Below are 11,748 nucleotides of genomic sequence, written 5' to 3' on the forward strand. Positions count from 1 at the left end.
GCTTGGGATTCTGGCACTGCCGGCCAAAGGCCGCGTGATATAACCGCCAGTCACTTGCCACGGGGCCCTTATTTAACCGGTCAGCAGCCCTGCGGCTGACCCCATCTGCCTATCCATGAAGCGCGGTTTCTACACCATCATGTCAGCGCAGTTCTTCAGCTCGCTGGCAGACAACGCCCTGTTCGTGACCGCCGTGGAACTGCTGCGCACCAATGGCGCCCCCGAGTGGCAGCGCGCCGCCCTGGTGCCCATGTTCGCGCTGTTCTACGTGATCCTGGCCCCCTTCGTCGGCGCCTTTGCCGACGCCCTGCCCAAGGGGCGGGTGATGTTCATCAGCAATGCGATCAAGATCGTGGGCTGCCTGATGATGCTGTTCGGCAACCATCCGCTGATCGCCTACGCCGTGGTCGGCCTGGGCGCAGCGGCCTACTCGCCCGCCAAGTACGGCATCCTCACCGAGCTGCTGCCCGCCTCCCAGCTGGTCAAGGCCAATGGCTGGATCGAGGGGCTGACCATCACCTCCATCATCCTGGGCGTGCTCGTGGGCGGGCAGTTGCTGAGCCCGGGCATCTCGACCCATCTGCTGGACTTCGACCTGCCGCTGCTGGACACGGGCGTGGACACTGCGGCCGAAGCGGCGATTGCCGTGCTGGTCGGCGTCTATGCGCTGGCCGCCTGGTTCAACCTGCGCATTCCGCTGACCGACACCATCCTGCGCCCGCTGCGCCAGGACCCCAGCAAGAGCCTGCTGGCCAACACCCTGGCCCTGCTGCCCGACTTCTGGACCTGCAGCCAGCGGCTGTGGGGGGACAAGCTGGGCCAGATCTCGCTGTCCACGACCACGCTGTTCTGGGGCGTGTCGGGCAATCTGCGCTACATCGTGCTGGCCTGGGGCGCGGCGGCCCTGGGCTACGGCACCTCCCAGGCATCGGCCCTGGTGGGCGTGGTGGCCATCGGCACGGCGGCAGGCGCCATCCTCGCATCCATGCGCATGCGGCTGGACAACGCCACGCGCGTCATTCCGCTGGGCATCACCATGGGCCTGCTGGTGATCGCCATGATCTTCATCCACAGCGTGTGGGTGGCCATTCCCTTCCTGATCCTGCTGGGCGGCCTGGGCGGCTTCCTGGTCGTGCCCATGAATGCGCTGCTGCAGCACCGCGGCCACAACCTCATGGGCGCGGGCCGCTCGATTGCCGTGCAGAACTTCAACGAGCAGGCCTGCATCCTGGCGCTGGGCGCCTTCTATGCGCTGTCCACCAAGTTCGGGCTGTCGGCCTTTGGTGCCATCACGGTGTTCGGCCTGGTGGTGGCCGGCATCATGTGGCTGATCGGACGCTGGCACAGGAACAACCTGCGCCAGCATCCCGAGGAAGTCGAGCGCCTGCTGGCGATTGCCCGCAAGGATTGTCATTGAGACTACCCCCTGAGGCGCTTCGCGCCTTCCCCCAGGGGGGACGACACCCTCGCGGCGGGGCGGCCCTGGCTTGGTGTCTCTCGCTTTGGGCCTCGCCAGTTCCATAGGGCGCTATCGATTGATAGGCCTGGTCTAAATGGTCTTCTCGTATTGTGTTCGGTGCGGGCTTTGCCTGACCGGGCACTTTTTCGTGGTTTTATGCATAGCCCGCTGCCCGTTCTCGCCCTGCTGTTCAACACCCTGGTCTGGGGCCTGGCCTGGTGGCCGTTCCGCGCCATGCACGAGGCTGGCCTGCATCCGCTGTGGGCCACGGCGCTGATGTATGCCCTGGTGCTGGCGGGGCTGGTGGCGCTGCGCCCGGCCAGCCTGCGCCAGGCGCTGCAGTACCCGGCCCTGATCCTGCTGAGCGCATGCGCGGGCAGCAACAACATCGCCTTCAACTGGGCCGTGACCATTGGCGACGTGGTGCGCGTGGTGCTGCTGTTCTATCTGATGCCCGCATGGTCGGTGCTGTTGGCCTGGAGGCTCCTGGGCGAGCGGCCCACGCCCGCTGCGCTGACGCGGCTGCTGCTGGCCTTCGGCGGGGTGGCGCTGGTGCTGGTGCCCGAGGGCACATTCAGCGGCGGCTCGCCCGGGCTGCTGCGCGGCCTGTCGCTGGCCGACGGCCTGGCACTGTTCGGCGGCTTCACCTTCGCGCTGACCAATGTGCTGCTGCGCCGCCTGCAGGCCGTGCCGGCGCAGGCGCGCATGCTGGCCATGTTCAGCGGCTGCATGGCGATGGGCCTGTTCAGCGCCTTTGCAGGCAGCAGCGTGGGCCTGGTGCCGCCGCTGCCGGCTCCGCAGGCCGGCTGGATGCTGATCGCCGCCGGCCTGGCCATGCTGCTGATGCTGGGCAACTGGGCGCTGCAGTTCGGCGCCGCGCGCCTGCCGGCCGGCGTGACGGCCGTGGTCATGCTGGCCGAAGTGGTGTTCGCCAGCGTCTCCTCGGTGCTGATTGCAGGCGAGGTGCTGACGCCTCGCACGCTGCTCGGCGGCGCCTGCATCATCGCGGCCGCGCTGCTGTCTGCGCTGGCGCATGCACGACGGCGTGGGGCTTGACGCCCTGCCCGCACCAACGCTGCGCAATCAGCCCGTGAGCTGCCCGGCCAGCAGCAGGTAGCCCGGCAGCCAGCCTGTGAGCACGCCCTGCGCAATGCACAGCGTGCCCGTCATGCGGCCGATGTTGCGGCCCAGGGCCAGCAGCATGAAGAACATGGCCCACAGCACGGCCCAGGCCGCCCAGTTGGCGGCCATCCACCAGTCGATGGCAGTGCGGGCGCCGATCAGCGAATCGATGGCCACCGGCACGGCCGTGATCGCCACGAAGAGGCTGAACCAGCCCAGGCCCCGGCCATCGGCCCCCGTGAAGCGGTTGATGGCAACCCACAGGTAGGTGAAGGCGAACAGCAGGGTGAGCGCGCCGGTCTTGACAGAGGCCGCATCAGGCTCGGGCCCGAAGGCCGAGGCCAGGCCGATGATCAGCGAGACCAGGCCCGCGAACACGTTGATGACCCAGATCTCCCGGTCAGCTATGCGCCCCAGCATCCACAGGCCGTTCAGGCACAGCACGGCGCCCACGTAGAACAACGACAAACCCAGCCACATCGCAAGTCTCCTTTTGCTTTTTTGCTTTGAAGTGCCTTGCGCGCGTGTTCAGCCCACGGGAACGAGCGCGCACGGCAAGGCGCCGCCGCCCCGTGGCCGGGTGCAGCGGCGTCCGTGAAACAGTTCATCCCCGGGCCCGCCCCTGGTGGGCATCTGCGTGCTGGCGGAAGGGTCCGCTGCAGAGATGCCGCCTGTGATCCAGGGCAGGTGCACCGGCGCGGCCCTTGCCGGGCACGCGGCGGTGGAGTGTGCCGGCAGGCGGTGCTGCCGGTCCTTGGCGTCGGTCCTTGGCGCCGGTCCTTGGTACCTCAGGCCGCCTGCGTCTGCAGGCGACGGCGGGCGCGTTCCAACTGCTGCGCCACCTGGCGCGGGTTCATGCCGTACATGTCGGCAAAGCCGGCTTCGGTGGTCTGGCCGCTGGCCTCGAAGGCGCGCAGCAGAGCTTCGTCTCGTGCAGAACGCGCATCGGCTTCGGCCAGGGCCTCGGCCACCAGGGCGTTGGTGGCCTCGTCACGGCCCTGCACGCGCGCCGCATAGTCGTCGCGGGACAGGCCCGAGGCCTCGTAGGCGGCGATGATGCGGTTGCGCAGCTTGGGCGCCAGGTCCTCGGGCGAGCGGTGCTGGCGGCGGCGAAAGACCTCGATCAGCGCATGGTGCACATGCTCGGGCGCCATGGGCTCGACCGATTGGCCCTGCAGGTCATGGCGCGCCTGGCCGCTGGCCACCACGGTGAGGTAGCGGCTGGAACGTGTGTGCTGGGACAGGGCCAGCTTGAGCTGGTCGCGGTCGATGGCTTCGGGATGGGCGGCCAGCAGGTCCTCGAAGATGCCGCGCTTGAGCGGCAGGGGCTGCTCGCCGAACAGGTTCGGATGCCATTGGGCCAGTTGCGCCAGCAGCGGGTGCTGGGTGCGCACAGGCCTGGATGCGGGAGCCTCGGCACTGCCGGCCGCGCCGGTTGCGGCGTCGGCGACGGGCTCGGAGGCCTTGCCCTTGTTGCGGCCACGTCCGCCGCGGCGCGAGCGCTTGCGGCCCTGGCCATCGGCGCTGGCGGCAGCCTGCGGCACGGTGCCGGCAGCGGCGTCCGCCGGCAGCGCGGCGTTCTGTTCTTGCGGTTCAGACACGGATTCAGTCATGGCGGAGCACATGGGCTTGGAGAAAACGAAACCCCGCATCATGCCAGCATTGCAAAGGCTTGCGCGGGCATAGTCCCCACGGCGTCGCGCATGCGGCACAGATGCGCGGGTGTTGCCCGGGTGGCATCAGGCCGGCAGGGCCTCGTCCAGCACCTCGATCCAGTGGCGCACCGGCACGTCCGTTCCGTTTTGCAGGTGGACGATGCAGCCCATGTTGGCCGAGAGGATGGCTGCAGGCCGCCGGGCATCGAAGCCTTCGGTCAGTGCGCCGATCTTGCGGTCGCGCAGCTGGTGCGAGAGTTCGGGCTGCAGCACCGAGTAGGTTCCCGCCGAGCCGCAGCACAGGTGCGACTCGGTGCGCGCCACGCGCAGCTCGAAGCCCAGCCTGGCCAGATGGGTTTCCACGCCGCCGCGCAGCTTTTGCCCGTGCTGCAGCGTGCAGGGCGGGTGGTAGGCCATGGGCGCGGCCGGTGCGCGCACCCTGCCCTGCAGGCGCTCGGCCAGCTCGGGCAGGAGCTCAGGCAGCAGCTCGCTCAGGTCGCGCGTGAGGGCGCTGATGCGGGCTGCCTTGTCCGCGTACTGCGCATCGTCCTTGAGCAGGTGGCCGTATTCCTTGACGGTGACGCCGCAGCCCGAGGCATTCATGACAATGGCCTCCACCGCGCCGCTGTCCACCTGGGGCCACCAGGCGTCGATGTTGGCGCGCATCTGCGCCTTGCCGCCTTCCTGGTCGTTGAGGTGGAATTTCACGGCACCGCAGCAGCCGGCGTTGGGAGCGATCACGGTCTGTATGCCGGCCGCATCCAGCACGCGCGCCGTGGCGTAGTTGATGCGCGGCATCATCGCGGGCTGCACGCAGCCGGCCAGCAGCAGCACCTTGCGCGCATGCTCGCGCACGGGCCAGCGGCCCGCGTCCTGCGGCTGGGGCACTTTCTCGGCCAGGACTTCGGGCAGCAGGCCGCGCACGGCCTGTCCCAGCTTCAGGGCCGGGGCGAACAGCGGCGAGTTCAGTCCCTCCTTGAGCGCCCAGCGCCTGGCGCGCTCGCCGAAGGGGCGCGGCACCTGCTCCTCGACGATCTTGCGGCCTATGTCCACCAGGTGGCCGTACTGCACGCCGCTGGGGCAGGTGCTTTCGCAGTTGCGGCAGGTCAGGCAGCGGTCCAGGTGCTGCTGGGTGGCGCGCGTGGGCGTCCCGCCCTCCAGCACCTGCTTGATCAGGTAGATGCGGCCACGCGGCCCGTCCAGCTCGTCGCCCAGCAATTGGTAGGTCGGGCAGGTGGCCGTGCAAAAGCCGCAGTGCACGCACTTGCGCAAAATGGCTTCGGCCTCCTGGCCCTCGGGCGTGGCGCGGTACTGGGGTGCGAGTTGGGTCTGCATGGTGGGGCTCTTGTTGTACGGGTATCGGGGAACGGTCAGGCACGGCAGCCGGACACGGCGGTCATGCACGAGGCGCGGCCCGCCGGCCCAGCAGCAGGGGCAACCGCGCACGGTCGGCCCACAGCGGCGGCAGGGACAGCAGGCACAGCACCACGGCCAGCGGCACGACGAAGACGAAGCCCAGGTGCCTGAAACCCAGCGCGCCCGCAATGCCGCCCAGCAGGAACATGGACAGCAGCCCTGCGAACAGCCGCAGCCGCACATGGTTGGCGTGGACCCGGTGCTCGGGCGGGCTGCCATGGCGGTTCCAGTAGAGGGCTCGGCCCAGCTCCATGCCCAGGTCGGTGATCACGCCCGTCATGTGCGTGGTGCGGATCTGCGAGGACGACATCTTGGTCACCGTGGCGTTCTGCAATCCCATGATGAAGGACAGCAGCAGCACGGCCAGCGGCACGGCGAACGGCGTGGGCCAGGCCAGCATGGCCGCGCCCAGCACGCCGAAGAGCAGCATCAGCGCGGCTTCCAGCAGCAGCGGCAGCGCATAGCTGCTGCGCAGCCGGTGGTGGCGCGCCCAGTTGACCAGCAGCGACGTCGCGGCCGCGCCGCACAGAAAGGCCAGCAGCGCGCCGCAGGCACTGAGCACCAGCGCCGTATTGCCCAGCACGAGGTTGTCGGCCAGCAGCGAGACAAAGCCCGTCATGTGCGAGGTATAGGAGTGCACCAGCAAAAAGCCGCCCGCATTCACCGCACCCGCGTTGAAGGCCAGCAGCAGGCCCAGCGTGCGGTTGCTGGCCACCGTGCGGTGCCGGTCCGTGAGCAGGTGCAGGTGGTGGCGCATGCGCATGGGCGGAGCCAGGCGTTGGCCCGGCCTACCAGGCGGCGGCCAGCCGGCCGCGGTTGAAGATGCCCGCAGGATCGAAGGCCTGCTTGAGCCGTGCATGCAGCGCGGCCGTGGCATCGGCCGCCTGGGCGTCGAAATCGGGCTCGGCGCCGGGCTGCCCCGTTGCCTCGGAGCGAAACAAGGTGGCCGATCCGTCCGCTGCTTTTGCCAGCGCGCGAAGCGCATGGCCCAGCGCACGCGGCGCCTGTACCCAGCGCAGTGCGCCGTGCCATTCGACCAGGGGCCCCGTGCAGCCGTCAGGCAGCGCCAGGGCCGGAGCCGTCTGCGGCACGGACAGGCGCCACAGCGCATGGCCCGGTGCGCGTGCGGTGAACCAGGGCAGCTGGTGCTCCCGGCAGGCCTGCCAGTCGGCCGCAGCGCTGTGCATGCGCTCGCCCCCCAGGCGCCCGCAGGCCGCCTGCACGGCGGCACGCGCACCGCGCAGGCGCAGGTACAGCACGCCCTGGGCCGCGCTGTCTTCCTGCAGCCAGCAGCTGGCATTGAGCGGCAGCGGCTGTCCGCCCCAGGCATTGAGCCAGTCCAGCGCCTGCTGCTGCGTGCATTCGAAGCGCAGCGTGGCCTCGGCAGGCGCCACGGGCAGCACCTTGAGGCTGACCTCGGTGATCAGGCCCAGCGTGCCCCAGGAGCCCGCCATCAGCCGCGAGACGTCGTAGCCCGCCACGTTCTTCATGACTTGGCCGCCATAGCGCAGCAGCTCGCCCTGGCCGTTGATCATCTCCAGCCCCAGCATGAAGTCGCGCACGGCGCCCACGCTGGCGCGTGAGGGGCCCGACAAGCCGGAGGCCACCATGCCGCCCACGGTGGCGCGGCCATCCGCTCCCTCGAAATGCGGAGGCTCGAAAGCCAGGCACTGGCCCTGTGCGGCCAGCAGGGCCTCGACCTCGGCCAGCGGCGTGCCGGCGCGTACGGTCACGACCAGCTCGCTGGGCTCATAGCTGACCACGCCGGCCAGCGCCCGCGTGTCCAGCAGTTCGCCCTGCAGGGCCAGTCCGTGGAAATCCTTGGTGCCGCCGCCGCGTATGCGCAGCGGCGTGGCGTCGGCCGCCGCGGCGCGCACGCGCTCGGCGATCTGGATGAGTTGGCTTTGGGCTGAATCCATGGCCTGCATCGTAGCGGCTGGGCCCTTTTGCGCCTCGGTGCGGACCCGTGAATTTTTTGAACGGCGCGCTTGAAGTTCTGCGGGCGGCGCAAAACAGCAGGGACGAAAAGGCAAAGGCGCAAGTCGAATCAGCCGCCTGCGGCCTTCATCGTGCCGGCTCGAAAGGATGGACCTGGATGTCGGCGTCGGGAAAGGAGGCCACCAGCTTCAGCTCGCCGCCCAGGGCCTTGACGTACTCGCGCAGCGTGCTCACGTACATGTCCTCGCGGCGCTCCAGCTTGGAGACGGCAGCCTGCTCCACGCTCATGGCCCTGGCCACTTCGACCTGGGTCACGTTGCGGGCCTTGCGCAGCTCCTGCAACTGCATTTCCACAAGCATGGCCTCGGCCCGTGCCGCAGCACGGGACTGTGCCTCGGGCGACATGCCGGCGCGCAGTTCGTTGAATTTCCTAGCCATGGATCTGTCCTTCTCTTTTCAGGGTCTCGATGTGCGTGTCGTACAAGCGGTCGGCGATGGGTACATGCACCTCATACCAGCGGCCATCGCCCGTCTTGTCGCCGCCGATCAGCAAGATGGCACAGCGGCGCGGATCGAATGCGTACAGCAGCCGATAGGGCCGGCCTTCGTGCTGCACGCGAAGCTCGCGCATGTGCGGGTGCCTTGAACGCTCGATGCCGGACGTATGGGGATATCCGAGATTCGGCCCTCTTGCCTCCAGAAGACGCACCGATGCGTCGATGGACTCCTGCTCGGCCTGCGTCAGATCAGCCCACCAATCGCCAAGCTCGTCGGTGTACTCCACTTCCCAGGGCTGGGTCATTATTCCCTCCAGAATATATTCCGTCAATGGCATATAGGCCAAAGATCCGTCTTATAACGGAGCTCACCATAAGGCGGTTGGCGTGCGGCAGACCTCCTGATTTCCTCAGCCGCTGAAGGGCGTTTGCGGCGCGGCAATGAAAAAAGGCCCCGGTGCAAGCACCGAGGCCAATCCGCAATGAACTCCCTGGAAACCGATCAGCGGTAGTACGCCACCTCGCCGTGCGTGGTGATGTCCAGGCCCTGGCGCTCGGACTCTTCGCTGACGCGCAGGCCGACGACCAGGTCGCAGATCTTGTAGGAGATGCCAGCCACCACGCCAGACCAGACGATGGTCAGCAGCACGCTCTTGACCTGCACCCACACTTGATGGCCCATGTTGAAGTCTGCGGGCTCGATGCCGCCCAGGCTGGAGGCGCAGAACACGCCGGTCAGGATGGCACCCAGGATGCCGCCCACACCGTGCACGCCGAACACGTCGCAGACGTCATCGACCTTGAGCAGCTTCTTGAGGCCGGACACACCCCACAGGCAGACGGGACCGGCGATCAGGCCCATGACGATGGCGCCCATGGGGCCCACGAGGCCGGCCGCCGGGGTGATGACCACCAGGCCGCCCACGGCGCCCGAGGCAGCACCCAGCATCGAGGCCTTGCCCTTGTGCAGGGCTTCAGCGGCCAGCCAGGAGATGGTGGCGGCGCCCGTGGCGACGATGGTGTTGATGAAGGCCAGGCCGGCGATGCCGTTGGCAGCACCTGCCGAGCCGGCGTTGAAGCCGAACCAGCCCACCCACAGCAGCGAGGCACCGACCATGGTCAGCGTCAGGCTGTGCGGAGGCAGGGCCTCACGGCCGAAGCCGATGCGCTTGCCCAGCATGTAGGAGCCCACCAGTCCGGCGATACCGGCGTTGATGTGCACCACGGTGCCGCCTGCGAAGTCCAGCGCGCCGTCCTTGCCCAGCAGGCCGCCACCCCAGACCATGTGGGCCATGGGGATGTAGCTGAAGGTGAACCACAGCACCGAGAACAGGATCACGGCAGAGAACTTGATGCGCTCGGCGAAGGCGCCGACGATCAGGGCCACGGTGATGGCGGCGAACGTGGACTGGAAGGCCACGAACACGTACTCGGGAATGGTCGGCAGTGCGCCGGCCAGCGTGTCGGGCGCAATGCCCTTGAGGAAGATCTTGCCAAAGCCGCCGAAGAAGTTGCCTTCGCCCGCAAAGGTCAGCGAGTAGCCGTAGACGGCCCACAGCAGCGTGATCAGCGAGAAGATCACGAACACCTGGCACAGCACGGACAGCATGTTCTTGGTGCGCACCAGGCCGCCGTAGAACAGTGCCAGGCCCGGGATCACCATCAGGATCACCAGCATGGTCGAGGTCAGCATCCAGGCCGTGTCACCGGCGCTGAGTGCGGGGGCCGGCGCCTCGGCTGCGGCCGCGGCGGCGGGGGCTGCCGCAGCGGCCGCATCGGCAACGGCTGCAGCGGCGGCGGGCTCCTGTGCCAGGGCAGCGGCGCCTGCGGCCAGCAGGCCCAGCCCCAGGCCCATGGAAAGAAGTCGTTTGGTCATGGCAGTCTTTCGGGAAACGTGGGGTTGAAACTCACAGTGCGCTGTCGCCGGTCTCGCCGGTACGGATGCGGACGGCCTGCTCGATGGGCAGCACGAAGATCTTGCCGTCACCGATCTTGCCGGTGCGCGCAGCGGCCTCGATGGCATCGATCACCTGGTCCACCAGTGCGTCGGGCACGGCGGCCTCCAGGCGCAGCTTGGGCAGGAAATCGACCACGTATTCCGCGCCGCGGTACAGCTCGGTATGGCCCTTTTGGCGGCCGAAGCCCTTGACTTCGGTCACGGTGATGCCCTGCACGCCGATGTCGGAGAGCGCCTCGCGCACCTCGTCCAGCTTGAAGGGCTTGATGATGGCGGTCACCAGTTTCATGATGCTTAGCTCCTCAGGTCCGGTTACAGGGTCTTGGTCAGCGTCACGATCAGGCGGGCCTTGTTGACGTCACCAAAGTAAGACTTCTTGTTCGCACCCGTGACGGCCGCGCCCAGCGACACGCCGTCGCCGAAATCGTAGGCACCGCCCACGCTGTAGTCCATATAGTTGGGCACGCCCAGGCCCTTGATGTCGCTGGCAAAGCGCGTGAAGCCCAGCGAGGCCTTCACGGTCACCTTGGGCATGACTTCCTTGCTGAAGCCCAGCCACAGGTAGCCGGTATTGCGGCCCGACAGGCCCGAGCCGGCTTTCTCGCCCGCCCAGCCGAAGTAGTCCTTGGATACGGTGTGCGAATACTTGGCCGTGAACGGGCCGTACGTGGCCGCGCCATACAGCTCGGTGGTGTTGCCGCTGGAGTTGCCCGAGTACAGGTATTGCAGGGCACCGAAGTCCAGGTCCACCTCGCCGGCCTTGAACTTGTAGCCACCGTAGAAGTCGGTTTCCAGGGAGTTGCCCGGCAGCCAGTCCACGCTGGAGTTCCAGTTGCCGATGTACCAGCCGCTGTCGCCGAAGGTGTAGTCGAAGCCGCCTTGCAGGGCAGGCTTGACGGCCTTGTTGCGTCCCGTGTCCTGGTCCTGTCCGCGGAACTTGTAGTTCGTCGTCAGGGACACATTGGCCGTGAGCTGGGCGTGGGCCCAGAGCGGAGCGATGGCGACACAGGCGATGGCGAGCGACTTGAGGCTGGCACGGGACATGGGATCCTCCGGTTTGAAAAATTTCGTGACAACCGGGTTAAGCACGGACCGTGCCAGTCTTTTCTGCTGGGTGGGGCGCCTTCCGGCCCACCAATGCAGCACCGCAGCATCCTCCCGTGCACCGGCTTTGTGCAGAAGTTCTGCACCGTTACGGTGATAGCGGTCGCTCACATGGCATCTCACCAAAAATGCACCAAAAAAGTGCAAATGCTCTCATGCCCAGTACAGCACATTCCCAGGTCGCCTGCCACAGCACATGATCAGCCAAGTCTGGATTACCTGATTTTGGAACATGCCTGGTTGGATAGCCTGCCATTCAAATACATGCCTGTATCCAAGATGGGAAATTGCTTACATTTACAGGATGTATCTGACCCTGCATTTGATTGCTCTATAGCCATAGGCTTGTCTATGATCCCCGCTCACCAAGAGACGGGAGGCCGCCCCCAGGGCGGTTCATACAATGACACGCCGAGTCACCATCCATACGCCATTGGGCGATGAGCTGCATTTCCGTGAATTGCGCGGCCAGGAAAACATCAGCCAGCTCTTCAGCCTCGATGTGGAAATGCTCAGCGAAAACGAAAGCATCGATCCCAAGGCCCTATTGGGCAAAAACGCCACCATAGAAATTGAAACCCAGGGCGGCGGCAGGCGCTT

General features: G+C 67.2%; 13 protein-coding genes. 3 read left to right on the forward strand and 10 right to left on the reverse strand.

Translation table 11 applies throughout. From position 1 onward, the window contains the following. Positions 1–115: 115 nt before the first annotated feature. Positions 116–1,417, forward strand: coding sequence for a lysophospholipid transporter LplT (gene lplT, locus HFGMBDPB_RS28105; RefSeq protein WP_016448591.1), 1,302 nt, complete (start codon positions 116–118; stop codon positions 1,415–1,417). Positions 1,418–1,615: 198 nt separating this feature from the next. Beyond that, complete coding sequence (locus HFGMBDPB_RS28110) at positions 1,616–2,515, forward strand: DMT family transporter (RefSeq protein ID WP_212646704.1); 900 nt, start codon at positions 1,616–1,618, stop codon at positions 2,513–2,515. 27 nt (positions 2,516–2,542) lie between these two features. On the opposite strand, the gene HFGMBDPB_RS28115 is transcribed toward HFGMBDPB_RS28110, so the two are convergent. From HFGMBDPB_RS28115 to HFGMBDPB_RS28160, 10 genes are all read right to left on the reverse strand, one after another. Continuing rightward, entirely contained in the window at positions 2,543–3,061 is a 519-nt protein-coding gene (locus HFGMBDPB_RS28115) for an AmiS/UreI family transporter (protein WP_016448593.1), read from the reverse strand. Positions 3,062–3,369: 308 nt separating this feature from the next. Continuing rightward, positions 3,370–4,236 carry a ProQ/FinO family protein gene (locus HFGMBDPB_RS28120; protein ID WP_016448594.1) on the reverse strand — a complete coding sequence of 289 codons (867 nt, stop codon included), beginning with the start codon at positions 4,234–4,236 and terminating at the stop codon, positions 3,370–3,372. An 84-nt stretch (positions 4,237–4,320) separates the two neighbouring features. Continuing rightward, complete coding sequence (gene glcF / locus HFGMBDPB_RS28125; protein ID WP_016448595.1) at positions 4,321–5,571, reverse strand: glycolate oxidase subunit GlcF; 1,251 nt, start codon at positions 5,569–5,571, stop codon at positions 4,321–4,323. Positions 5,572–5,632: 61 nt separating this feature from the next. Continuing rightward, on the reverse strand, positions 5,633–6,415 hold the full coding sequence (locus HFGMBDPB_RS28130; protein WP_012202244.1) for a YoaK family protein: 783 nt from the start codon (positions 6,413–6,415) through the stop codon (positions 5,633–5,635). Positions 6,416–6,440: 25 nt separating this feature from the next. Further along, positions 6,441–7,580: a glycolate oxidase subunit GlcE gene (gene glcE, locus HFGMBDPB_RS28135; RefSeq protein ID WP_212646705.1), complete on the reverse strand. Its 1,140-nt coding sequence runs from the start codon at positions 7,578–7,580 to the stop codon at positions 6,441–6,443. A 136-nt stretch (positions 7,581–7,716) separates the two neighbouring features. Continuing rightward, positions 7,717–8,028 carry a helix-turn-helix domain-containing protein gene (locus HFGMBDPB_RS28140; protein WP_016448598.1) on the reverse strand — a complete coding sequence of 104 codons (312 nt, stop codon included), beginning with the start codon at positions 8,026–8,028 and terminating at the stop codon, positions 7,717–7,719. After that, entirely contained in the window at positions 8,021–8,392 is a 372-nt protein-coding gene (locus HFGMBDPB_RS28145) for a type II toxin-antitoxin system RelE/ParE family toxin (RefSeq protein ID WP_016448599.1), read from the reverse strand. Before HFGMBDPB_RS28145 ends, HFGMBDPB_RS28140 begins: the two co-directional genes overlap by 8 nt. A gap of 197 nt (positions 8,393–8,589) precedes the next feature. Further along, positions 8,590–9,963, reverse strand: coding sequence for an ammonium transporter (gene amt / locus HFGMBDPB_RS28150; RefSeq protein WP_212646706.1), 1,374 nt, complete (start codon positions 9,961–9,963; stop codon positions 8,590–8,592). Between the two features lie 31 nt (positions 9,964–9,994). Next, on the reverse strand, positions 9,995–10,333 hold the full coding sequence (locus HFGMBDPB_RS28155; RefSeq protein ID WP_012202241.1) for a P-II family nitrogen regulator: 339 nt from the start codon (positions 10,331–10,333) through the stop codon (positions 9,995–9,997). Between the two features lie 23 nt (positions 10,334–10,356). Beyond that, positions 10,357–11,088, reverse strand: a complete 732-nt coding sequence (locus tag HFGMBDPB_RS28160; RefSeq protein WP_016448601.1) for a TorF family putative porin — start codon at positions 11,086–11,088, stop codon at positions 10,357–10,359. A gap of 463 nt (positions 11,089–11,551) precedes the next feature. On the opposite strand from HFGMBDPB_RS28160, the gene HFGMBDPB_RS28165 reads away from it, so the two are divergent. Then, a partial coding sequence (locus tag HFGMBDPB_RS28165; protein WP_212646707.1) for a contractile injection system protein, VgrG/Pvc8 family occupies positions 11,552–11,748 on the forward strand: 197 nt, incomplete at its 3' end.

The sequence above is a fragment of the Delftia sp. PE138 genome (assembly GCF_018320755.1).
Lineage (GTDB): Bacteria > Pseudomonadota > Gammaproteobacteria > Burkholderiales > Burkholderiaceae_C > Comamonas > Comamonas tsuruhatensis.

Coding starts and splice junctions, on each gene's coding strand:
- amt (WP_212646706.1), bottom strand. CDS start 9,963: ATGACCAAACGACTTCTTTCCATGGGCCTGGGGCTGGGCCTGCTGGCC.
- HFGMBDPB_RS28130 (WP_012202244.1), bottom strand. CDS start 6,415: ATGCGCATGCGCCACCACCTGCACCTGCTCACGGACCGGCACCGCACG.
- HFGMBDPB_RS28120 (WP_016448594.1), bottom strand. CDS start 4,236: ATGATGCGGGGTTTCGTTTTCTCCAAGCCCATGTGCTCCGCCATGACT.
- glcE (WP_212646705.1), bottom strand. CDS start 7,580: ATGCAGGCCATGGATTCAGCCCAAAGCCAACTCATCCAGATCGCCGAG.
- HFGMBDPB_RS28160 (WP_016448601.1), bottom strand. CDS start 11,088: ATGTCCCGTGCCAGCCTCAAGTCGCTCGCCATCGCCTGTGTCGCCATC.
- HFGMBDPB_RS28155 (WP_012202241.1), bottom strand. CDS start 10,333: ATGAAACTGGTGACCGCCATCATCAAGCCCTTCAAGCTGGACGAGGTG.
- HFGMBDPB_RS28115 (WP_016448593.1), bottom strand. CDS start 3,061: ATGTGGCTGGGTTTGTCGTTGTTCTACGTGGGCGCCGTGCTGTGCCTG.
- HFGMBDPB_RS28140 (WP_016448598.1), bottom strand. CDS start 8,028: ATGGCTAGGAAATTCAACGAACTGCGCGCCGGCATGTCGCCCGAGGCA.
- HFGMBDPB_RS28145 (WP_016448599.1), bottom strand. CDS start 8,392: ATGACCCAGCCCTGGGAAGTGGAGTACACCGACGAGCTTGGCGATTGG.
- HFGMBDPB_RS28110 (WP_212646704.1), top strand. CDS start 1,616: ATGCATAGCCCGCTGCCCGTTCTCGCCCTGCTGTTCAACACCCTGGTC.
- lplT (WP_016448591.1), top strand. CDS start 116: ATGAAGCGCGGTTTCTACACCATCATGTCAGCGCAGTTCTTCAGCTCG.
- glcF (WP_016448595.1), bottom strand. CDS start 5,571: ATGCAGACCCAACTCGCACCCCAGTACCGCGCCACGCCCGAGGGCCAG.